This window comes from Peptoniphilaceae bacterium AMB_02, assembly GCA_036321625.1.
In the GTDB taxonomy this organism is placed as follows: Bacteria; Bacillota; Clostridia; order Tissierellales; family Peptoniphilaceae; genus Microaceticoccus; species Microaceticoccus formicicus.
This window is the reverse complement of record CP143259.1, coordinates 2,170,457-2,191,908: the sequence shown is the minus strand read 5'-3', so window position 1 is coordinate 2,191,908 and position 21,452 is coordinate 2,170,457. Positions and strand designations below refer to the sequence as shown.

The window sequence follows — 21,452 nt, the reverse complement described above, 5'->3', positions numbered from 1 at the left end:
TTATTTTGAGAAAATATAATCACGAGCTTATTTAGAATTTAATATCAGGTATTTCAAGTTATGTAAAGCTCTTTATCAAATAATATTATAAGATATCCAATAGCAAACTTCATACGCTCCAGGCAGACTATTCTGCCTGGAGCATTCTTTGTTTGAAATCATTTCCTAAAAAATCAAAACCATCACCACCCAATAACTTCAACTCTTTAAACCAAATATTAAAGTATTTAAATAAACTTTTTTCTGCATAAAAAAGTCAAGTCCAAATTAGTGTGTAAATTGTTTTATCTTACCTTTTGATTAGCAGTTTCTTTTTTTGATTTGTTGTAGATTTGGAGCCTGAGGTATTACATCAGCCACCCGAAGGGCTTGGCCTTGTGGCAAGTACTTAAAAAATGGTACACTAAAAAAACGAAGGAAAATTACACCATTTTGTTGAGAGTTTATCGCCTTCGGTGGTTAACACTTACCGTTTTTTAAGTTCTTGGTGCAAGGCTGGCGGTGCATTAGCTTAAACTCAGACTTATGCAACTACCTTTGTAGGTTCAATTTGTTGAAGCTCGGCTTGATCTTGTTTGGATTCATGGTATTCATGCATATCCAACCATATTCTCCCGCTACTCCATTTCTCATCTAAATCAATTAATATTGCCCCAATTAAACGGTTCATGGATTCATCGTTTGGGAATATTCGTATTACTCGTTCTCTACGACGAATCTCTTGATTTAGACGTTCAATGATATTTGATGTCCTTAATCTTTTTCGATACTTTATTGGAATATTTAATACTTGGGTTATGTCGTCAAAACCAGCATCTAGTAATTCCATAGCCTTTGGTGCAGTATTTGAGTATTCATCAAGGATATCATTTAATACTGTCAGTATACCAATCGAAAAGAATTCAAAATAAAGCAGTAGAATTCTGCGAATTCCTCTTTTAGTATCTCTCCCTCAGTCAGCCGAGCTGACAGCTCCCTCGTCAGATGGAGCCAATAAAAACCAAAAAATTAAACCATAAAACTACGGTAAGTAGAAAAATTAGTGGTGTGAGATTTGCTTTTGAGAGCCTCCATCTTTTGGCAGTCGAATTCATGCCAATCACTTAGTTCTTAGGAATTCTTTGCATGAAACCTACCAGGATTTCGAAATGCATCTCAATTGGTTAGGTTTTTAAGGGAGGTGGATTTGCGAAGCAAATTCGGAGGGAGAGAAAACTTTGGGCAGCAATTACATAAGCCGCATTGTAGTACCTCCAATTGAAAGGTATATGATTAAATTTGTTTGGAAACAAACGTGGAAGTGTGGGGATAGTTGTGAGTCTGACAGTAGTTAGTCTTGAGTTTAAAATATAGCAGTAGAATTCTTCGAATTCCTCTTTTTGTATCTCTCCCTAAGTCTACAATTGCAGACAGCTCCTTGATCACATGGAACCTAAAAACACAAATATTAGAAAAAATATTCTAAATAAAAAACTGCAAACGAGCATTCGTTGCAGTTTTTTGATTTCCATATTTCACCTTTAAAACTTATTGAAGGTTCTAGAATCTCAATTTAATCATTATCTAAATTCTCAATTGCATAATCTGCTTCCTCTACTGTGAACTGCTCTCCTTCATCGGAGATTAGCCAGTCTCTAAGTTCTTCATCGGTGAATTCCATGTCTATTTTTAGCTCTTTTGCTCTATTTAAGGCGTTTTCCTTCCAATCTATCACCAAGTGCTCCATGGCGTAATCTGCCTGCTCTTCGGTAAAGTAGCCTCCGAATTCCCAAGTTAGATGATGGTATACGCTTTTCTTGGAAAGAAATAGTTTTTCAACATAGGCTTTGGCTGTTTCAAGGGCATTTCTGTTCCAGTCTGCTTCAAGATGATCTATGGCGTATTGTGCCGCTTCATGGGAGTAGTTGTCCATGTCCTTGGAGGTCAACCAACCGTAAATGGCCATTTTAGACATGTATTTTGAGTTTGCATATTCTTCAGCTTTTGCAAGAGCAGCTTTGTATTCATCCGGAACCTCGTCTTGATTGGATTTAGCAGATTCTTCTATTTTTTTATCCTCAACTTCTTTTTGTTTTTCTTTAAGTTCTTCTTTTTCGAGTTCTTCGCTGCTTTTTTCTATCTTTTCGATATTTTTAACCTCATCTTTATCTTCAGCTTCATCTTCCACACTATCGATAACTTGTTTATCTTCAGTCTGTTTATTGTCAGCAGGCTTGGGTTCAACTTTTTCATCTGCCGCACATCCTGAGATTCCAAGCATTATAGCGATTAACAATAATAACTTTTTCATCTTAATGTCCTCCAGTATTTTGAAAATGCAACTAAAATAAAATCTTTTATAGGTGTTAATATTATACCCAAATTAAATATTTGTAAAATATTACTTAAATAATGCAGTGGAATATAGAGGTTAAATAGATAATAATATTATTAACAAATAAATTTAATGAAATTTATCTTTACAAGTCTAACAAATAGTGGTATGATAGTGGAAATGATTTAGGAGAATTACTATGTTGACTCAAAAATTTGCACAATCTTTTTACTTTTATTTTTACTTTACTGGATTTAACAGTAAGGCTTTTTTGGGTTGTGTGACTAATGCAGAGTATTCTTAAGGAAATTTGAGTATTTTGAATTCGACTCCCCGAAAGCCGGGGAGTTTTTTTATTATTTTTTAGGAGGATGAAACTATGATTATTAAGATTAAACATGAAGCGTCGGAAGTTCAGATTGAACAATTAAAAAACTGGATAAAAAGCCAAGGATTATCGATATATTTCTCCGAGGGAGAACATAATAGCATCCTCGGATTGATTGGGGATACATCACAAGTTGATGAGAGTCTTATCAATGCACTCGAAATCGTAGAGAATGTAGTGAGGATACAGGAACCGTACAAAAAAGTTAACAGAAAATTCCATCCGGAAGATACTGTAATAACGCTTGAAAACGGCACCAAAATCGGTGGAGGCAATTTTGTAATAATGGCAGGACCTTGCTCGGTTGAGACTGAAGAGCAGGTAATAGAAACAGCCAAGCATGTCAAAGCATCAGGTGCAAATGTGCTAAGGGGCGGAGCTTTTAAACCGAGATCATCACCTTATTCTTTCCAAGGTTTGGGAGCGAAGGGAATCGAGATACTTCTTAAGGCAAAGGAAGTTACGGGACTTCCTATTGTTACCGAGATAATGGAGCCAAAGCAGATTATCTACTTTGAACATGTGGATATAATTCAAGTTGGTGCAAGAAATATGCAGAACTTCGAATTATTGAAAGTACTTGGAGCAGTCGATAAGCCGATTCTATTAAAGAGAGGACTGTCAGCCACTTATGAGGAGCTGCTTATGTCTGCTGAATACATTATGGCGGGTGGAAATTCGGAAGTAATGTTATGCGAGAGGGGAATCAGAACTTTCGAGAAGGCGACCAGAAACACCTTCGACGTAACTGCCATACCTTACCTCAAATCGGTAACTCATCTTCCTATAATAGCGGATCCAAGTCATGCAGCCGGTATGCATAAAATGGTTAAACCACTTTCTCTAGCGGCAACTGCTGCCGGAGTAGACGGACTATTGATTGAAGTTCACAACGATCCTGAAAGAGCTCTTTGTGACGGGCCACAATCACTAAAACCTGAAAAATTTGATGATACAGCTAAGGCTATATTTAAGATTAGAGAAATATTAAGTGAGGTGTAGAAATGAATTATAAGATTGGTATTGTTGGTTTAGGTTTAATTGGAGCTTCTATAGCAAAAGCCACAAAGGCTTATACTCATAATACAGTTTTTGGATATGATATAGATGAAAAGACGATGGAAAAAGCCGTTTCAGAAGGTACTATAGATAGGGAATTAGATATAGACTCTATACCGGAGATGGATTTGCTTCTCCTAGCTGTCAATCCAAGCGTGGCAATCAAATTTGTAAAAGAAAATCCTAATATTAAGGGGATTTTAATAGATCTATGTGGTATTAAACAAGTCGTTTCTGACAGTATCCTCCCTATATCTAAACTTAGGGGATTCACTTATATTGGTGGACACCCTATGGCAGGCAGTCAATTAGGTGGTTATGATAATTCTTCAGCGGATATGTTTGAAGGTGCATCTATGGTACTCGTGCCTCATGAAGGCAATATACCTATATGGCTATACAATTATTTTTTAGGATTGAAATTTAATCTTATAAAAACCACGACAGATTCGGATCATGATAGGGTTATTGCATACACATCTCAATTAGCACATATTGTCTCCAATGCTTTGGTAAAATCAAAAACATCAATGGAGCATGAAGGATTATCTGCAGATAGCTTGAAAGATTTAACCAGAGTAGCTACTCTTGATGCGGATATGTGGACAGAATTATTTTTAGGAAATAAAGAGAATTTGAGTAGGGAAGTAGACTATCTTATTGAAGAGCTTGAAAAATATAAAGATGCGATAGATTCAGATGATGAAGATGAACTGAAAAGATTATTGGTTGAAGGTGTCGAGAGCAAGAGTAAGATGTACTCTTAGAGGATGGGATAGAGATGAATATTGTAAAAGTAAGCAGTTCAAAGCCATATTCGGTATATATCGACAGAGGAATAATCGATAGATTAGGAGAATATATCCGGTCAAATGGCTATGTAAAGTATTTACTTTTAACCGATGAGAATGTAGATAGGATATATGGCGAAAGAATTGAGAAGATTTTTAAAAACAGACAGATTAAAATAGTTAAATATGTGGTTCCTGCAGGTGAAGAGTCAAAATCCATGTCTATACTGGAAGAGCTTTTAACCTTTATGGCTGAAAACCACTTTAACAGGTCTGACGGATTAATTGCATTTGGTGGCGGCGTGGTAGGCGATTTAGGTGGATTTGCAGCAGGTATTTATCAAAGAGGGATAGATTATATTCAGATTCCGACAACGCTTCTGGCAGCTGTAGATTCATCAGTCGGTGGTAAAACCGCAGTAAATTTAAGCTCGGGCAAGAATCTCGTAGGAGTATTTAAACAGCCCAAATTTGTCCTCTGTGATCCCGACCTCTTAGAAACGCTGCCAATGGATGATTTTAGAAGCGGAGTTGCTGAAATTATAAAGTATGCAGTTTTATTTGACGGTGAGCTTTTTAAGAGATTGTTCTCAAAACTGGATTCCCAAAGTCCTGATTTAAGCGAAGTAATAAGTAAGTGTGTAAGTCATAAAGCCGAGATTGTAAAGCAAGATGAATTTGAAGCGGGCAAGAGGCAATTATTAAATTTAGGTCATACTGTGGGGCATGCAATCGAAAAGGCAAGCGGATACAAAATGAGACATGGCTATGCTGTCGCCATAGGTATTGCAATTATAACCAGAGCGGGTTTGGCGCAAGGAATAATTGAGGAAGGTGTTGCAGATGAAGTTTTGGAACTTTTAAATGTAAACAAGCTTCCAACTAATACACTATATCCTATTGAAGAGCTTTTAGAGTATTGCAAAGGAGACAAAAAGGGACATCTGGAAAGCATAAATGTAATCATGTTTAGAGATATTGAAAAACCAGTCATCATTAAAATGAATTATGATGAACTATATATAATGCTTAAGCAGGGGGTGATGAGTTGATTCGCGTAAACGGTAAAAAACTTCACGGTGAGATTGCTTCAATTCCATCCAAATCATACGCACATAGAGCGATAATCGCTGCTGCTTTAAGCGATAAACCGGCTAAGATAATCTTTAACGGAACATCCGATGATATTGAAGTGACGATAAACTGTTTAAGAGAACTCGGTTCTGAAATCACAAGACCGGAGCCTGGGTATATAGTCGTAAACCCCATAGTAAAGCGAACTGAAACACCGGTTGTGGATGTATGGGAAAGCGGATCGACTTTTAGGTTTTTGCTTCCTGTTGCATCTTCGATATATGAAAAATGCAGTTTTATAGGAAGAGGTAGACTGCCTAACAGACCTATTATAGATTTAATAAATGTTATGAAGAATGCCGGAGTCAGTTTTGATTCAGATAAACTTCCATTTACCACAAGCGGGAGACTACATGCCGGAAGATATACTCTACCGGGTGATGTCAGTTCTCAGTATGTTTCAGGACTTCTTTTATCATCTCCACTTCACAGTTTCAGTTCCGACATCGTACTTGAATCTGAACTTGAATCTAAGCCATATGTAGATATGACCATAGAGGTACTTACTGAATTCGGGATAGAGGTTGAACAAGGGGAAAACTCCTACCATATAGAGAGCCAAAAATACTTGGCTACTGATTATAAAGTAGAAGGTGACTGGTCAAATGCAGCTTTCTTTTTAGCTGCCGGTGCTTTTGGAGAAGGTATTACGATTACGGGACTTAATATAAATTCGGTTCAAGGCGACAGGCAGATAATAGATGTTTTGAAGTCTTTTAATATCAATATATATTTAACGGAAGATAAAGTAGTAGTCATGAATTCTGAAATCAGAGCATCTGAGGTGGATTTAAAGGAGATACCGGATACACTACCGATACTTGCAGTTATTGCCGCTTCCAGCAAAATCAGGTGTTTCCAGATTTTATAATGGTAAGAGATTGAGACTTAAAGAAAGTGACAGACTTAGTTCTGTTGCTAAGATGATTAGGGATTTGGGCGGTAGAGTAGAAGAAAAAGAAGACGAATTATTGGTGTACGGCACTGCTGGCTTAACAGGCGGTACGACTTCTTCAGAGGGAGATCATAGGCTGGTAATGGCGACAAGCATAGCTTCCATGATATGCAAAGAGGATGTAATCATTGAAAATCCGCGTGCAGTCACCAAATCATATCCGAAATTTTTCGAAGATTTTAAATCACTTGGAGGTGAGATTATTGACGGCGAGTTTAGGTTCTAAGGTAATAACAACTGTATTTGGAGAATCACATGGTAAGGGTATCGGTGTGGTAATCGACGGACTTCCTCCCGGTGAAGTTATAGATATGGATGAATTGATGGAGTTTTTAAACAGACGTGCTCCCGGGAAGAGTGAATACACTACCAAAAGACGTGAAGAGGACAGACCGGAATTTTTATCAGGGATTATAAACAATACCATCGTCGGAAGTCCTGTGAGTGCCATAATCCGAAATAATGATGCCAGATCTGTCGATTACAATAATCTAAGGGATGTACCAAGACCTTCACATGCTGATTTTGTATCACATATAAAATACGGTGGACATATGGACATGAGAGGGAGTGGACCTTTTTCAGGTAGGATTACTGCACCTCTATGTATTGCCGGCGGGATAGCCCTTCAAATTTTAAAGAGAAGGGGAGTTACAATCGCAGCTCATCTCTCAAATGTCGGCGGAATAGAGGATGAGTCTTGGGATACTGTGAGTCCTAAAAAGGAAGATTTAGAGAGTGTATCTGTGAAAGACTTTCCTGTAATCTCGGAGACTGCAGGAGATAAGATGAAGGAATTGATACTTAAGACTAGAGAAGAGGGAGATTCCATAGGTGGTGAGATCACCTGTATGGCGTTAGGACTTCCAGTGGGTTTGGGGGAACCGAATTACAGTAGTTTTGAATCCATGATGGCTAGAGGAATCTTCAGTGTTCCGGGAATTAGAGGGATTTCTTTCGGTACGGGATTCGGAGCAACGACCATGAAAGGTTCTATGCATAATGACGAATATGAGATAGTGGATGGAAATGTTAGAACGAAGACGAATCACTGCGGAGGAGTTGTAGGAGGCATCACAAATGGCATGCCCGTGATATTTAAGGTTGGAATGAAACCGGCTTCATCTATTTCAAAACCGCAAAACTCATTTTCTATAACTGAGGGTGTTGAGACTGAGCTTGTCGTTGAGGGAAGACATGATCCATGCATAGCAATAAGAGCAGTTCCGGTTATCGAGGCTGTATGTGCACTGGTAATACTAGATTTGTGGGAGGTTAATAATGGACTTAGATAAAATTAGAATGGAAATAGATGATATTGACGATAAAATCTTCGAACTCTATGAACAGAGGATGAAACTAAGCGCTGAAGTAGCAGAGCAAAAGAAGGAAAACAAACTTGCGCTTGTCAATAAAAGCAGAGAAAGAGAGATTCTTTCGAGAATGTCTTCTAAATCTGAAGAATTAAAAACTTATACGCGAATGCTTTATAATACATTATTTTCAGTTAGTAAGAGTTACCAAAGAAGTAAGCTCTATGGTGAAAGTGATTATAGAAAAAAACTTGCAGAAGCTGTAAATAACAGTCCCAGAGTATTTCCAAACAGCGGGATAATTGCGGTACAAGGAACTGAAGGGGCATATTCTCAACAAGCATGCGATAAGATATTTCCAATGGGAGATATAATGTATTTTAAAACATTCGGACATGTTTTCGATGCTGTAAACAAGGGGCTTTGTGATTTTGGAATTCTTCCAATTGAAAATAGTTCAAATGGTTCAGTTAAAGAGGTTTATGACCTCATGCTCGAGAAAAACTTCTATATCGTAAGATCTTATAAATTATTTATAAAGCATGTTCTACTTGCAAAAGAGGGTACGGCAATGGGAAATATTACAGAGATAGTTTCTCATCCGCAGGCTCTTGAGCAATGTAGCGAGTTTTTAAAGGAATACCCGAATATAAAGACGACTTACTTTTCAAATACGGCAGCTGCTGCCAAGTATATTGCTGAAAGTGACAGAGATGATATCGCTGCAATCTCTTCAAAATACTGTGCTGAGCTCTATGGATTAAATGTCGTAAAGGAAAATATTCAAAATAGCGAAAATAATTACACCAGATTTATTTGTATTGCTAAAGATATGCTTTTATATCCCGGATCCAGCAAAGTTTCACTAATGCTTACTGCTCCGCATGAACCGGGCGGACTATATCATATTATGGCTAAATTTGCTGCACTGGGACTGAATATAACAAAACTTGAATCCAGACCTATTTCTGGAACTGATTTTGAATTTATGTTTTATTTTGATTTCGAAGGGAGCATTGAGTCGGAAGGAGTGCTCGAGCTTATAGATGAATTTCATAGAAGTTCAGATAGATTTGCTTTTTTAGGTAATTATCAGGAGTATTAAGATGAAATTCGGACTTTTAGGTAGAAAATTAGGGCATTCATACTCACCTGTGATTCATAAAAAGCTTGGAGATTATAGCTACGAACTCTTTGAGCGTGAGCCTGGCGAGATAGAGGATTTAATTAAAAGAAGTGATATACACGGACTAAATGTAACCATCCCCTATAAAGAAGAGGTTATGAAATACTGCGATGAGATAAGAGAAAGGGCGAGCTCGATTGGCTGCGTAAACACAATCTTTAAAACGGATAGTGGTAAGATTATTGGAGACAATACCGATTATGCCGGATTTGAGTATATCCTGGATAGAAATAGTATTGAAACCGAGAATAAGACAGTATTGATTTTAGGAAATGGAGCAACCTCTAAAACCGTAGCTGCTGTCTTAAAAGACAGGAATGCTAAAGTGGTTAAACTTGGGAGGAGTACAAGTCCAAGCCTTAAAGATATCTATGATTATGCTGATGCAGACATAATTGTAAATACAACACCTGTTGGCATGTATCCGAACAATCTGGAGAGTTTGGTTGATCTCAAGAGATTTTCTAAGCTCACTGCCGTACTTGACGTCGTGTACAATCCTATGAGAACCAAATTGATACTGGATGCAAGAAAGCTTGGAATAGTTAATTCGGATGGACTGCCCATGCTCGTCGTCCAAGCTGTAGCAGCTACGGAAATATTTCAAAATAAAAATATATCTAATAATTTAATTGAAGAAATAATCACAGACCTTAGAAGGGAAACGGGCAATATAGTATTGGTAGGGATGCCCGGCTCAGGAAAAAGTACGATAGGTAGATTGATTGCTGAAAAATCGGGTAAGGTCTTTATCGACACCGATGAACTGATTGAGCAAAAGTCAGGGATGGTAATTCCGCTTATTTTTGAAAAATACGGGGAAGAACATTTTAGAAAATTGGAAATAGATGCGGTAAGAGAGGCAGGAAAGAAGACGGGATGCGTCATCTCTACAGGTGGCGGAGTTGTAACCAGGATGGAAAACTATGAGCCTCTTATTCAAAACGGCAGAGTTTATTTTATAGAAAGAGATCTGCAGAAGCTCTCTACAGGCGGAAGACCGCTATCCAAGGATATGGATGCTGTAAATAGTTTATGGGAAAACAGAAAAGATTTATATGAATTTTTTTCAGATAAAAGCGTAAACAATACGGTGATAAATGAGACTGCGGAATCTATATTGGAGGATTTTTATGAGAATATTGCTGATTAACGGACCGAATATAAATATGCTGGGAATCAGAGAACCGGGTATATATGGAAATAAAACTTATGAGGATTTAATAAAATATGTTGAAAACCATGCACGTGAGAATGATGTGAATCTTACGATTTTTCAGTCAAATCACGAGGGCGAGATTGTAGATATAATCCAAGATGCCTATAATAGCGATGATGCAATAATCATAAATCCTGCGGCGTATACTCATACATCTATAGCAATTTTAGATGCATTAAAGGCGGTCGGGCTACCTGCTGTAGAGGTTCATCTTTCCAAGGTATCTTATAGAGAAGATTTTAGGCAGGTATCATATCCCGGACTCTACTGCGAGAAAACCATTGAAGGTTTGGGCTTTGAAGGATATGTCTTGGCTATGGATTATTTAATAGAAAAATATGGAAAAGTGGATCGGCTTTAAAGCCAATCCACTTTTTTATAGGCTGTCCTTTATAAATCTTAATGCATTTAAATGACTTAGTTTATCTATTTGTCTTGCCGTCCATTTTGCTTTAGATAGGGCATCAAAGAGTTTTTCCATTTCATGTGGACCGGATACCTCAACTGTATTTGAAATCCCGTCGTAGTCGGAGCCAAGTGAAACAAAATCTTCTCCACCCTTATTTTTAAGATGATTAAGATGTAAAACCATGTCTGAAATATACGAATGCGTTTCATCTCGCTCAGACAAAAATGAATTACAGAAGTTTAGTCCGGTGACTCCACCTGCATTCGCTAGCTTCTTTATCATATCATCGGTTAGATTTCTCTGATGAGGCGTAATTGCGCGGGCATTTGAATGGGATGCCGTAAAAGGTTTTTTAGAAATCTCCAAAACATCGTAAAATCCTCCGTCAGATAGATGAGAAACATCTATTATGATGCCTAGCTCATTCATGTACTCAATTGCTTCTTTTCCAAATGGTTTTAGACCTCTTTCCATTATATTTCTGTCAGTGGAGTTTGGATAACCGAAACAGTTTTCGAAATTCCAAGTGAGAGTAATCAGTCTCACACCTTTATCATAATAATATTTAATCTTATCCATACTACCGCCGATTATCGCACCGTCTTCAAGCGTCAAAAATGCGGAGATGAGTCCCTTTTCATTGTTTTTAATCAAATCGGAATAACTTCCTGCATATGCTATATGAGATGAATTAGCATCAAGATTTTCATAAAAACTGTCCATCATATTTTCCAAGAGTTGATGTCTTGAAACTCTTTCTATATTGTCCTTTTCCATTTCAGCTTCAGGTTCTAAGTACATGGCAAAAAACTGAGCCATATAATTTCCGGTCTTCATTTTTTCAATATCTAAAGATGTATTTTGGTTGGTATATAAATCTCCTGAATTATCTCTTCTTTGGAGTAGTAGTAAAGTGTCTACATGTAAATCTATTATTGGCATTGCAAAATCCCCTTTCGTAAAAATCATATACTTATAATATCATAAGTTTGATGAATTCTGAATGTAATTAGATTATATGAAATTGTCACAAAATCTGACTTAGTCCGTTATATAACTAAAGGCATGGTTGTATGAAGTGTTCATGCTTTTTGGAGAGAAATTGCGGTATATTTAATAATACAAAGGAGAGAGCCATGAAAACCAAGAAAATAATTAAGATTGTGTCGATTATGCTGATTGCGATTTTAATGCTTACAGCATGTATGCCGGGTAAGGTAGAGAATGAATCCAAAGGGGAGACTTCAGATTTAAAGCTTGAGATCTCAAAAGTACTGGCAAAGCCAAATGATGTAAAATCGGTAAAAAATGATACTTCGGAAGATATTAAAAATATACTGAATACTTTTTCTTCCAAGACTTCGTCGATTGTCTTGAAAAGTGATAATAAAAATATGGTATATTCACCAATATCCGTGTATTATGCAACTGCAATGTTAAGAGAGATGGCAGATGGAGAAACTCTTACTAAACTAAGTCAATATATGGGAGCAGAAAATATTGAACTTGCAGCAGAACTTCAAAAAATAATGGAAAATGAAAAAGCACTAAATGGACTACAGATAAATAACTCGTACTGGGTATCCTTAAATCATGCAGATAATACAAGTCCTAATTTTCTAAATGTACTTAAAGAGCATTTTTATGCATATGCATTTGCAACTGATTTTACGAATGAAGGTGCTTATAATGATATCGATAATTGGGCTAAAATTGCGACCAATGATATGATCGATTATAATTCAAAAGACTTATTTCAAAGTCCAAATATAGTTTCCGTACTATTAAATGCTGTTTTCTTCCAGTCTAATTGGGAAAATCAATTTAATAAGGATAATAACTATAAAGACAAGTTTTACGGGATTGATGGACAGGTAAGTGAAATAGAGTATATGTTCCAAATGATAGAAAAAGGTGAATTTACGGTAGGCGAGGATTATGATGCAGCTACGCTTAGTATGAAAAATGGATCAATGCATTTTATTTTACCTAAAAACGATAAAACAGTGGATCAATTATTGGAAAATGAAAATTTCTTCAATGAGTATATGTCAGCCGAAAGGACTAATGGAGTACTTAATATTTCTATTCCAAAGTACGAGGTTGAAAGTGAGCTGAAAAATTTATTGGACCTTTTAGGGCTTTCAGATATAGTCGGGGAGGCTGCTGCTCCTAACCTTAGCAGAGCCTTTAAAACCGGGGGAGAAGGATTTGCAGTCAGTGGCATTATACAAGTAGCCAAAGTGGAAGTTTATGAAGAAGGTGCCAAAGCTGCAGCCGTTACAGCTGAAGTAGTAGAAGAGTCCATGCCTATAGGCGACGAACTCGAAATAAAATTTGATAAACCTTTTATTTTTCTTATAACTTTAAACGGAGGAGAAATAATCTTCACAGGAAAGGTCGTCAAGTTTTAAGTAGTAGGTTTAAATAGTATGAGGGAGATTTAAATGAAAGATATTGCATTGAAAATCATAACGATTGTTCTTGCATTTACAATGCTTTTAACAGCATGTGTACCTGCTGGAGAGAAGATGGAAGATAAAAAACAAGAATCAGAAGTCTCTGTCAGAGAAGATAAGCAAGACGAGGAGTCTGAAGAATTAATGGATGAAAAACTAAAAGCTTCAGAACTTTTAACAGAACCTGTTGAGATTAGAAAACGTGAGGATTTTCCCCACACATGAACTCACAGAAATTGTCAATGGATTTTCTTCTCAGACCAGCTCCATCTTATTGAAGGATTCTAAGAAAAACAGCGTATACTCTCCAATTTCTCTATACATTGCATTATCTATGCTAAGAGAAATGGCGGATGGCGAAACTAAGTTAAAGCTTGATGAATTCTTAAATGTAGGAGATATCAATCTGGCGAATGCTATAAAAAATCTGGTAGAGAATGAGCATGCAAAAGACGGTCTTGTGGTTACCAATTCTTATTGGGTAGATGGTGTGTTCAAGGATGATTTAAATCCTGAGTATCTAAAAATCTTAAACGATAATTTTTATGCACATGTATTTGCCACGGACTTTAATGACGATGATTCCTATGAGGACATTGATAATTGGGCGCTTAAGACCACAAAAGGGATGATAAAACTCAATTCAAAAGAAACATTAAAAGATATCGATCTTAAATCCGTTCTACTTAATGCAGTATATTATGAATCTACCTGGATTGAAAAATTTGAAGAAAGTAACAATTATATAGATACTTTTTATGGAGTAAGCAAAGACAATCCGGATACAGAATTCATGACTCAGACTACGGAAGACGGTTACTTTTATGAGGGTGATAGTTATAAAGCAGCTCAACTGTTAATGAAAAACGGAAGCATACACTTTATCTTACCAAGTGAGGGAAGCTCACCCCAGGAACTTTTGTCCAATGAGGATTTCTTGACCGATTATATAAATGTAGTTATGAAATCTGGGGAATTAACAATTAATCTTCCAAAATTTGAGATTGAAAGTTCTTATGACGAGCTTTTAAGAGATTTGGATTTAACAGAGACTCTAGGACAGGGTGCAGATTTAAGCCATGCTTTTACTACAAATATGGACGGTTTTATAAGTAAAATTGCCCAAAAAGCAAAAATAATAGTAAATGAAGAAGGTGCAAAAGCTGCTGCCGTAACTGAAATTTCGGATAAAGCCGAGGAAAAACCGAGTGAAGATAAAATGACACTGAATTTAAATAGACCATTTTTATTTTTAATTACACTTAATACGCAAGAGATTGTATTTGTAGGGAATGTGGTGGATTTATAAGTTGGGTGTGGTTGTGGATTTGGAATATAGAAGTAGAATTCTTCGAATTCCTTTCTTTGTATCTCTCCCTCCGAGTCGCTTTGGCGACCCACCTCCCTCGTCAGATGGAGGCTCTCAAAAACTAATCTCTCGGCAATTATTGTTCAACTAACCATAGTTTTATGGTTTAAGTATTTGGCTTTTATTGGCTCCATCTGACGAGGGAGCTGTCAGCTCTGCTGACTGAGGGAGAGATGTACAAAAAGCGACATCTTTTCGTCGCTACCTCCAACATCTCTGAAAATCTAAAACATAGTAAAGGAGCTGTATAATTACAGCTCCTCATTAATTTAAAATAGTATTAGATTAATATCCCGACAATATATACAACCAAGACAGCCACCATGGAGACTACGATCAATTTCTTCTCACGATAAGCGAGAATCACTGCTACGGCGAAGCCTGCAATAGCTGAGTAAATCGAACTGGTTGAATAGAGTATTGATGGAAACACAAGTAAACTCAAAGTTACAAATGGTACATAGTATAAAAATGATTTTACAAAGCTACTGTCTATTTGTTTTCTGATCAAGGTAAGCGGAAGCGCTCTTATTACATAGGTTACAATGGCCATTACCGCAATATTCATATATGGATTACTCATGGTCTGCCTCCGGGATAGGGAAGAAGTATGCTGCTATGGAAGTTATTACAATAGTTAAGATAATGATAATCATAGCAGGCGATAATGTGTTTAATACCGGCAGCTTGGTAAATAAATAGGAAGATACCATAGATATTATAACAAGCGCAGCTATTGTGCGGTTTTGCTTTGCAGGAGGGATGATTATCGCTATGAGCATCCCATATAGAGCAATCCCCAGTGCATCTAGCATCGGCTCAGGGAGAAGATTTCCTGAAATAACTCCAAGGATCGTTCCCAGTATCCATCCCGGTATTGCTGAGGTCATAAGTCCATAAAAATACACGGGTTTAAGGACACCGACTTCTGCTATTGAAAGTGCAAAGATTTCATCGGTAATTCCATGAGCCATTACTAGCCTGTTAAGCATGCTTTCATCGGTAGATATTTTTTGGGATAATGCTCCTGACATCAGGATGTATCTCGAGTTAATTATGAGCTGAGCAATTGCAAGCTCGAGTAGAGTTGCTCCTGAAAACATCATCTTCAGTCCAGCAAACTGTCCTGCTGAAGTGACATTGCTGGCAGATAGTATACCCGACTGTGCAAGGTTTAAGCCCATTTTTCTAGCTTGAATACCAAAGCTGAAGGACACGGCAAGATAACCCAGAAATATTGGAATGCCGTCTTTTATTCCTCTTATATAATCATTTGTTTCACGCACATCAATCACCGCTTATTCTGCTGTTCCCGCCAATCGTGTAAATGCGGAAATCGCACATATTAAGTCCATAGAATTAGAACACTCAAATCCAATATTGTAAGCATCTATTCTCTCGACACCCGGAATTAATTCCACATAGTCCGCCATGATAGTTTTATTAAACTCAATTCTCAAATTGTATGGCGCATTTATGTCGATGAGATTTATTTCGGAAATATTCTCCACTGCCCATTTGGACTTTTCTATGCTCTCCTTTTTCAACGCTTTTCTTGCTTTGTATTTGGCTGCAAATCTTGAAATAGATTCTTTTGTAATGATATAAGGTACATCGATTAAAAAGCCAAGATTGTCGAGCTGTTCTTTAAGTTTATCGTCACCGGCTATAAGAATAACGGGTACGCCATTGTCTTTACTATGTATTGCATTGACCATGGATTCATTCACAGGAATTTCGTTTACATATATGTGATGTACAACTTTTCCGTAAAAACTATGCTCCATATTTCCATGTAAAGTCCCGGCTCCAGCATGATATCCAACAAAGATAACCCCGGCATAGCTATTGTCAATGGTAGAAACCATAAAGGTTTTTCTCGGAGATCCGGAGATTAATCTAATCCTGTCATCGAGCTTGGATACATCCCTATAGACTATAGATTTCCCTTCGAAATGTGAATCACAAATAGTTATTTCTTCTATCTCATTATTGAGTTCAGATGCTTGAATGCCATTAACTATGGATTTTAACTGGAACATTATAGAATCCCTGTATAAATCCCTCTCGTTGAACTCCTCATAATTACTTACAATTCCTGCAATACCTTCCATGTCGACAGAAATAAACAGTTTCATAAATACCTCCGTTTTACTATGTTTTCTGTTAGTATATCATAGAATGAGTAGCATTTTCAGTATATTAGCTAAATATCTCATCATTTGATAAAATAAATATAGGATTTTAATGAGGTGGTGTAATGGAAAAACTTAAAATAGCAAACTTACCGACCAGAATAGAAAAACTTGAGAAGATTTCGAATGAACTGGACACAAATCTATATGTAAAAAGAGATGATTTTACACCCGAGTTTATCACTTCTCTTAGAAAATAATAACCGTGATTCGCTAAATTAAAGCGATTTATCACGGTTTTTCTATTTTTATGCTTGTTGTATACGGTTGTTTGTGGTATAATTATATTATGGCATATATTATTAAACGAAAAAATAGAGAAGGAAAAGAATACGTCTATCTCGTAGAAGGATACCGGGACAAGGATAAAGTTCGTCAAAGAACGCTCAAAAGCTATGGTCAACTGGAGGTGTTGGAGCGTAATGAGCCTGGTGCATTTGAAAGATTAAGACGTCAAGCGAAAGAGGGACTTCTTTCAGAGAAAATTGAAAAAGTAATAAATATCCCATTTCAATTAGATTCTCCCATTTCGAATTCTCTCAAAAATTATGGATGGATGTTTTTAGATGATCTTCTTCGTCTTTTGAAAGTCGAAGAAACTCTAAGAGTTGGCTGTCAAGGTCGAAGGTTCAAGTTTGATCCAACCAAAATCTTGAAACTTCTGGTTTACCAGCGTATTTTAGATCCTGGAAGTAAAACCAAAGCACGTATGAACCAAGATGAACTTTTTGGGGATTGGAAAATATCTTCGAATGATATGGATAGAGCTTTAGATGTATTTGCCATGTGTAAAGATGAGCTGCTCCTTACCATGCATCAACAGATTACTCAAACCATAGGACGTACTGCTACGCTTGTATACTACGATGTCACCAACTACTACTATGAAACAGATCTTGATGATCCAGATGTACTGGATGAAGATGGAGAGATACAGGAAGTAGGAATGCGTAAGCGTGGTCCAAGTAAAGAACGAAGACCAAATCCTATTGTTCAAATGGGACTGTTCATGGATCAAAACTCCATCCCTATTTCATATGAACTGTTCCCTGGAAACCATACCAATCCGATTACCTATCTACCTTCAGCAGAACGAGTGAAAAAACAGTTTGGGATTGAAAGATTAGTCAGCGTAGCGGATAAGGCAATGAACAGTAAGAAAAACGTATTGGCGATTTACGAACGAGGAGATGGTTGGCTGTTCTCCCAAAAACATCGAGGCAAGCGAGGTGCACCTAAAGATATACAGGAGTTCATACTAAAACCAGAAGGTTGGGAATACAACAATCGACAAACCTTCGCAAAAAAGAGTACTATTCGAGAAAGAAACCTTGGAAATGGAGTTGTAGTGAAGGAGAAAGTTCTAGTTACTTGGAGTGAAGCCTATGCTAAACGAGAGAAAATCCGAAGAGATGGAGCACTTGCTTATGCAGCTTCTCTACGAGATCCAGAAAGATATCGTATGACTTGTAAAAAAGGCGGAAAGAAGTATCTTGAGCAATATGTAGTAGATAAACAAACTGGAGAGCGACAAGTATTGCATCCTTTCATAGGAATAGATTATGAATTGGTTGATTTTGATGCACAATTTGATGGAATCAACGTTCTGGTAACCAGCGAGTTAAAGATGAGTGATGAGGAAATGATGGCGAACTACCGTCAGCTCTACAAAATAGAAGAGTGCTTTAGAATCACAAAGACAGAACTTAAAACCCGACCGGTGTATGTAACAGAAAAAAATCATATTGAAGCACACTTTCTAACTTGCTTTATCGCATTGGTGCTCCTTCGAATCGTACAATATTTATTAGATGGAGAATGGAGTGTATCAAGAATAGTTGATTCATTAAAAAGTGCGCTGACAGATGAATTGGGTCAAGGATACATGAAAGTATATGGTAATGAAGATTGGCTTAAAATACTAGAAAAACTAAAGATAGATTGGAAGCAACAGATTGTGAAGTTAGAGAAGTTGAAACAATTCGGGAGAGGTTGGTGTACAACAAAGGATTGGAGATAAAAACATGGCTAGAAGCTTGGAAATTACAAGTTTCTAGCCTTCGTTGTATTTTAAAAGTGATAAACTCAGGAGTATATCATAGAATGAGTAGCATTTTCAGTATATTAGCTAAATATCTCATCATTTGATAAAATAAATATAGGATTTTAATGAGGTGGTGTAATGGAAAAACTTAAAATAGCAAACTTACCGACCAGAATAGAAAAACTTGAGAAGATTTCGAATGAACTGGACACAAATCTATATGTAAAAAGAGATGATTTTACAGGGACAGAGTACTCGGGAAATAAAATCAGGAAGCTTGAATACGCTTTGGCTGAAGCCGTAAAAACAGGATGTGACACTATTATAACGGCCGGTGCGACCCAGTCCAATCACTGTAGAGCAACTGCTGCAGCATGTGCCAAATACGGACTAAAATGTGAACTAGTCATCCGAGGTGAAGAACCTGAACAAATCGAGGGGAATCTTTTCTTGGATTATGTACTCGGTGCGAATGTCAATCTAATAAAGCCGGAAGACTCGAGAGAAGATAAAATGAACGAGATAAGTGAGAGGATAGAAAGCACAGGCGGAAAAGCCTATTTAATACCGGTTGGAGCTTCAAATGCAGTCGGTTCACTTGGTTATCTCGAGTGCTTTGAAGAAATCCTCAACCAGGAAAAAGAACTGGGCATCATCTTCGATGCAATTGTCCTAAGCGTTGGTTCTGGAGGAACATATGCAGGTCTATGGCTTGGGAACTATTTAAATAAATCGGAAAAACTTGTCTACGGAATATCGGTAAGTGACTCTTCAGAGGAATTTAAGGAGCAGATTACAGACATCCTTAAAAATATGGATGGTATGGATGCAGATGATGATTATCTAGGCAAAAATATTGTAATCAATGATAAATACATCGGAGAAGGATACGCAAAGAGCACCGATGAAGAACTAAAATTCCTCGTAGAGGTCGCCCAAAGCGAAGGAATTATCTTCGACCCATGCTATACCGGAAAAGCCTTTAAGGGCTGTTATAATGAGATAAAAGAGGGAGATTTAAGAACTGCCAAAAATATCCTATTTATCCATACAGGAGGTCTTATGGGTTGGACTATGGAGCAGAGGAATAGGGTTATGGAGATGCTTGAAAGATAACCGAATTAAGGTATATATTTAGAAAATACTAAAAGCAAAAGATGATGTTTGTCTTAGAGAATTATCTTTTGCTTTTTAATTGGATTTTAAGATTAAAGACCATTTATATGCTAAGTGAATTCTAAATTGGTGGCAAATAATACTGTAGTGAATATATGTCTCTTTTTTCTATATCTAGAATATTTCATCTATCAAAACTGTTAAAATTATTAGGATAAAGTGATACTGTAAATAACTGCAATAGTTATAAATATAAAGAATACAAACTTTTAACTATAAGCGCTTAATTTATTTTTATAATATAGAATATCAGAAAACTCATTGAGTTTATTAAAACATAATGACTAATCATAGAATTATTATATTAAAGTGTTTATTTTCAGTAGCATAGATTTATGTAAAAATAACGATATTAATTGACACACTAAGGCTGATAGGATATAATTTCATTAATTAAAACGTTTTAATTACGGGGGGATAATATGGCTATTACTATAAAAGATGTAGCAAGAGAAGCAGGAGTTTCAATTACAACTGTTTCTATGGTGCTTAATGAATCGGATTATCCCATTAGTGATAAAACAAAAAATAAGGTATTTGAAACCGCAAAGAGATTGAATTATGTTCCAAATAGGATAGCTAGAAACTTAGTGATGAGGCAATCAAACTCAATAGCATTAATTGTGCCTGATATAACTAACCCTTTTTATCCCGAGATAGCTAAAGCGGTAAGTGAAGTAGCAGAAAGCAGAGGATTTAACCTTTTTTTAATTAATACAAACAACGAGACTACGAAAAATAGCAGTTGGTTAGAAGTATTAGAAAATGGACTAATTGAAGGAGCTTTAATAATTTCTCGTGAATCTACTATTACTGATGCATATAAAAGGTCTAGGAACATTAAAATAGTATATCTAGATGAACCTGGATTTTCTGAAGATAAAGATGCCTATATTGTAACCGGCGATAGTAAAGAAGGTGGATATATAGCAGGGAAGCATTTAATATCACTTGGACATAAAAAACTTGCATGTATTGCAGGTCCTGAAGAGACGCCCAATTCTAGTCGTAGATTATCAGGGTTTTTAAAAGCATGTATGGAAAACGACATCTATTTGGATACAAAGTATATTTTATTTGGAAACTATTCTTTTGATGGCGGTTACGAATGTGGAAAAGTTTTAGCAAATGAAGATATAACAGGAATATTTGCATTTAATGATTTGTCGGCTTATGGAGCAATAAGAGCATTGAAAGAAGGTGGTAAAAGTCTATTAAAAGACTACTCTATTATTGGATACGATAATTTGCTTATGACAGCTTTCACTGATCCATCATTAACCACTATAGATCAATTCTCAAAGCAAATAGGAATAAGTGCAACTAATATCTTGTTAGATTTAATAAAAGGAAGGAAGGTAAATGAGAGAAAAGTATTAGTTAAACCTAAATTAGTTTTAAGGGAAACGACAGGAAAGATTGGTTAGCTTAGAAAGAGGTG

22 protein-coding genes are annotated in these 21,452 nt (G+C 36.5%); 16 read left to right on the top strand and 6 right to left on the bottom strand.

Annotation, left to right across the window (positions count from 1 at the left end; all coding sequences use genetic code 11):
- Positions 1-523 precede the first annotated feature (523 nt).
- Both VZL98_10375 and VZL98_10370 read right to left on the bottom strand, forming a co-directional pair.
- Positions 524-865 carry a transposase gene (locus VZL98_10375; protein ID WVH64563.1) on the bottom strand — a complete coding sequence of 114 codons (342 nt, stop codon included), beginning with the start codon at positions 863-865 and terminating at the stop codon, positions 524-526.
- A gap of 687 nt (positions 866-1,552) precedes the next feature.
- Positions 1,553-2,290 carry an Ltp family lipoprotein gene (locus VZL98_10370; GenBank protein WVH63091.1) on the bottom strand — a complete coding sequence of 246 codons (738 nt, stop codon included), beginning with the start codon at positions 2,288-2,290 and terminating at the stop codon, positions 1,553-1,555.
- Positions 2,291-2,693: 403 nt separating this feature from the next.
- Here VZL98_10370 and aroF point away from each other — a divergent pair, with 403 nt between their 5' ends.
- The 9 genes from aroF to aroQ are packed head-to-tail and all read left to right on the top strand — an operon-like array spanning position 2,694 to position 10,720.
- On the top strand, positions 2,694-3,704 hold the full coding sequence (gene aroF / locus VZL98_10365) for a 3-deoxy-7-phosphoheptulonate synthase (protein ID WVH63090.1): 1,011 nt from the start codon (positions 2,694-2,696) through the stop codon (positions 3,702-3,704).
- 2 nt (positions 3,705-3,706) lie between these two features.
- Positions 3,707-4,528 carry a prephenate dehydrogenase gene (locus VZL98_10360; GenBank protein ID WVH63089.1) on the top strand — a complete coding sequence of 274 codons (822 nt, stop codon included), beginning with the start codon at positions 3,707-3,709 and terminating at the stop codon, positions 4,526-4,528.
- Positions 4,529-4,542: 14 nt separating this feature from the next.
- Positions 4,543-5,604, top strand: a complete 1,062-nt coding sequence (gene aroB / locus VZL98_10355; GenBank protein WVH63088.1) for a 3-dehydroquinate synthase — start codon at positions 4,543-4,545, stop codon at positions 5,602-5,604.
- Complete coding sequence (locus VZL98_10350; protein WVH63087.1) at positions 5,601-6,557, top strand: 3-phosphoshikimate 1-carboxyvinyltransferase; 957 nt, start codon at positions 5,601-5,603, stop codon at positions 6,555-6,557. The genes aroB and VZL98_10350 overlap by 4 nt, the downstream gene beginning before the upstream one ends.
- Positions 6,517-6,867 carry a hypothetical protein gene (locus tag VZL98_10345; GenBank protein WVH63086.1) on the top strand — a complete coding sequence of 117 codons (351 nt, stop codon included), beginning with the start codon at positions 6,517-6,519 and terminating at the stop codon, positions 6,865-6,867. Before VZL98_10350 ends, VZL98_10345 begins: the two co-directional genes overlap by 41 nt.
- Entirely contained in the window at positions 6,836-7,936 is a 1,101-nt protein-coding gene (gene aroC / locus VZL98_10340) for a chorismate synthase (protein ID WVH63085.1), read from the top strand. Before VZL98_10345 ends, aroC begins: the two co-directional genes overlap by 32 nt.
- Positions 7,923-9,059 (top strand): bifunctional chorismate mutase/prephenate dehydratase, encoded by a 1,137-nt coding sequence (locus VZL98_10335; protein WVH63084.1) that lies wholly within the window; start codon positions 7,923-7,925, stop codon positions 9,057-9,059. The genes aroC and VZL98_10335 overlap by 14 nt, the downstream gene beginning before the upstream one ends.
- A 1-nt stretch (position 9,060) precedes the next feature.
- A complete protein-coding gene (locus VZL98_10330; GenBank protein ID WVH63083.1) occupies positions 9,061-10,293 on the top strand; it encodes a shikimate kinase in 1,233 nt (410 codons plus the stop codon).
- Positions 10,274-10,720, top strand: coding sequence for a type II 3-dehydroquinate dehydratase (gene aroQ, locus VZL98_10325; GenBank protein WVH63082.1), 447 nt, complete (start codon positions 10,274-10,276; stop codon positions 10,718-10,720). The genes VZL98_10330 and aroQ overlap by 20 nt, the downstream gene beginning before the upstream one ends.
- A 15-nt stretch (positions 10,721-10,735) precedes the next feature.
- Here aroQ and VZL98_10320 read toward each other — a convergent pair whose 3' ends face one another.
- Positions 10,736-11,710 carry a dipeptidase gene (locus VZL98_10320; protein WVH63081.1) on the bottom strand — a complete coding sequence of 325 codons (975 nt, stop codon included), beginning with the start codon at positions 11,708-11,710 and terminating at the stop codon, positions 10,736-10,738.
- A gap of 194 nt (positions 11,711-11,904) precedes the next feature.
- On the opposite strand from VZL98_10320, the gene VZL98_10315 reads away from it, so the two are divergent.
- From VZL98_10315 to VZL98_10305, 3 genes are read left to right on the top strand one after another with little or no spacing between them, the layout of a single operon-like run.
- A complete protein-coding gene (locus VZL98_10315; protein ID WVH63080.1) occupies positions 11,905-13,182 on the top strand; it encodes a serpin family protein in 1,278 nt (425 codons plus the stop codon).
- Between the two features lie 33 nt (positions 13,183-13,215).
- Complete coding sequence (locus VZL98_10310) at positions 13,216-13,452, top strand: hypothetical protein (protein ID WVH63079.1); 237 nt, start codon at positions 13,216-13,218, stop codon at positions 13,450-13,452.
- Positions 13,430-14,536 carry a serpin family protein gene (locus VZL98_10305; protein WVH64562.1) on the top strand — a complete coding sequence of 369 codons (1,107 nt, stop codon included), beginning with the start codon at positions 13,430-13,432 and terminating at the stop codon, positions 14,534-14,536. Before VZL98_10310 ends, VZL98_10305 begins: the two co-directional genes overlap by 23 nt.
- Positions 14,537-14,876: 340 nt before the next feature.
- Here the strand turns inward: VZL98_10305 and VZL98_10300 are convergent, their stop codons facing one another.
- Genes VZL98_10300 through VZL98_10290 form a run of 3 tightly spaced genes read right to left on the bottom strand, consistent with a single transcriptional unit; the run spans position 14,877 to position 16,734 of the window.
- Positions 14,877-15,179 (bottom strand): AzlD domain-containing protein, encoded by a 303-nt coding sequence (locus VZL98_10300; GenBank protein WVH63078.1) that lies wholly within the window; start codon positions 15,177-15,179, stop codon positions 14,877-14,879.
- The gene (locus VZL98_10295) at positions 15,172-15,882 is read right to left on the bottom strand and encodes an AzlC family ABC transporter permease (GenBank protein ID WVH63077.1); all 711 of its coding nucleotides are present in this window, start codon (positions 15,880-15,882) and stop codon (positions 15,172-15,174) included. Before VZL98_10295 ends, VZL98_10300 begins: the two co-directional genes overlap by 8 nt.
- Before the next feature lie 12 nt (positions 15,883-15,894).
- Positions 15,895-16,734 (bottom strand): M55 family metallopeptidase, encoded by an 840-nt coding sequence (locus VZL98_10290; GenBank protein WVH63076.1) that lies wholly within the window; start codon positions 16,732-16,734, stop codon positions 15,895-15,897.
- A gap of 122 nt (positions 16,735-16,856) precedes the next feature.
- Here VZL98_10290 and VZL98_10285 point away from each other — a divergent pair, with 122 nt between their 5' ends.
- The 4 genes from VZL98_10285 to VZL98_10270 all read left to right on the top strand — a co-directional run bounded on the left by VZL98_10285 (position 16,857) and on the right by VZL98_10270 (position 21,438).
- On the top strand, positions 16,857-16,991 hold the full coding sequence (locus tag VZL98_10285; GenBank protein ID WVH63075.1) for a hypothetical protein: 135 nt from the start codon (positions 16,857-16,859) through the stop codon (positions 16,989-16,991).
- Positions 16,992-17,080: 89 nt separating this feature from the next.
- Positions 17,081-18,811 carry an IS1634 family transposase gene (locus VZL98_10280; GenBank protein WVH63074.1) on the top strand — a complete coding sequence of 577 codons (1,731 nt, stop codon included), beginning with the start codon at positions 17,081-17,083 and terminating at the stop codon, positions 18,809-18,811.
- 162 nt (positions 18,812-18,973) lie between these two features.
- The gene (locus VZL98_10275) at positions 18,974-19,951 is read left to right on the top strand and encodes a D-cysteine desulfhydrase family protein (GenBank protein ID WVH63073.1); all 978 of its coding nucleotides are present in this window, start codon (positions 18,974-18,976) and stop codon (positions 19,949-19,951) included.
- A 482-nt stretch (positions 19,952-20,433) separates the two neighbouring features.
- On the top strand, positions 20,434-21,438 hold the full coding sequence (locus VZL98_10270; protein ID WVH63072.1) for a LacI family DNA-binding transcriptional regulator: 1,005 nt from the start codon (positions 20,434-20,436) through the stop codon (positions 21,436-21,438).
- Positions 21,439-21,452 lie beyond the last annotated feature (14 nt).

What these genes read in the sequence shown, in the direction of transcription:
- VZL98_10330 (WVH63083.1), top strand. Translation starts at nt 9,061, where the DNA reads ATGAAATTCGGACTTTTAGGTAGAAAATTAGGGCATTCATACTCACCT.
- VZL98_10335 (WVH63084.1), top strand. Translation starts at nt 7,923, where the DNA reads ATGGACTTAGATAAAATTAGAATGGAAATAGATGATATTGACGATAAA.
- aroB (WVH63088.1), top strand. Translation starts at nt 4,543, where the DNA reads ATGAATATTGTAAAAGTAAGCAGTTCAAAGCCATATTCGGTATATATC.
- VZL98_10315 (WVH63080.1), top strand. Translation starts at nt 11,905, where the DNA reads ATGAAAACCAAGAAAATAATTAAGATTGTGTCGATTATGCTGATTGCG.
- VZL98_10360 (WVH63089.1), top strand. Translation starts at nt 3,707, where the DNA reads ATGAATTATAAGATTGGTATTGTTGGTTTAGGTTTAATTGGAGCTTCT.
- VZL98_10270 (WVH63072.1), top strand. Translation starts at nt 20,434, where the DNA reads ATGGCTATTACTATAAAAGATGTAGCAAGAGAAGCAGGAGTTTCAATT.
- VZL98_10310 (WVH63079.1), top strand. Translation starts at nt 13,216, where the DNA reads ATGAAAGATATTGCATTGAAAATCATAACGATTGTTCTTGCATTTACA.
- VZL98_10370 (WVH63091.1), bottom strand. Translation starts at nt 2,290, where the DNA reads ATGAAAAAGTTATTATTGTTAATCGCTATAATGCTTGGAATCTCAGGA.
- aroF (WVH63090.1), top strand. Translation starts at nt 2,694, where the DNA reads ATGATTATTAAGATTAAACATGAAGCGTCGGAAGTTCAGATTGAACAA.
- VZL98_10275 (WVH63073.1), top strand. Translation starts at nt 18,974, where the DNA reads ATGGAAAAACTTAAAATAGCAAACTTACCGACCAGAATAGAAAAACTT.
- VZL98_10285 (WVH63075.1), top strand. Translation starts at nt 16,857, where the DNA reads ATGGAAAAACTTAAAATAGCAAACTTACCGACCAGAATAGAAAAACTT.
- VZL98_10280 (WVH63074.1), top strand. Translation starts at nt 17,081, where the DNA reads ATGGCATATATTATTAAACGAAAAAATAGAGAAGGAAAAGAATACGTC.
- aroQ (WVH63082.1), top strand. Translation starts at nt 10,274, where the DNA reads ATGAGAATATTGCTGATTAACGGACCGAATATAAATATGCTGGGAATC.
- VZL98_10300 (WVH63078.1), bottom strand. Translation starts at nt 15,179, where the DNA reads ATGAGTAATCCATATATGAATATTGCGGTAATGGCCATTGTAACCTAT.
- VZL98_10290 (WVH63076.1), bottom strand. Translation starts at nt 16,734, where the DNA reads ATGAAACTGTTTATTTCTGTCGACATGGAAGGTATTGCAGGAATTGTA.
- VZL98_10320 (WVH63081.1), bottom strand. Translation starts at nt 11,710, where the DNA reads ATGCCAATAATAGATTTACATGTAGACACTTTACTACTACTCCAAAGA.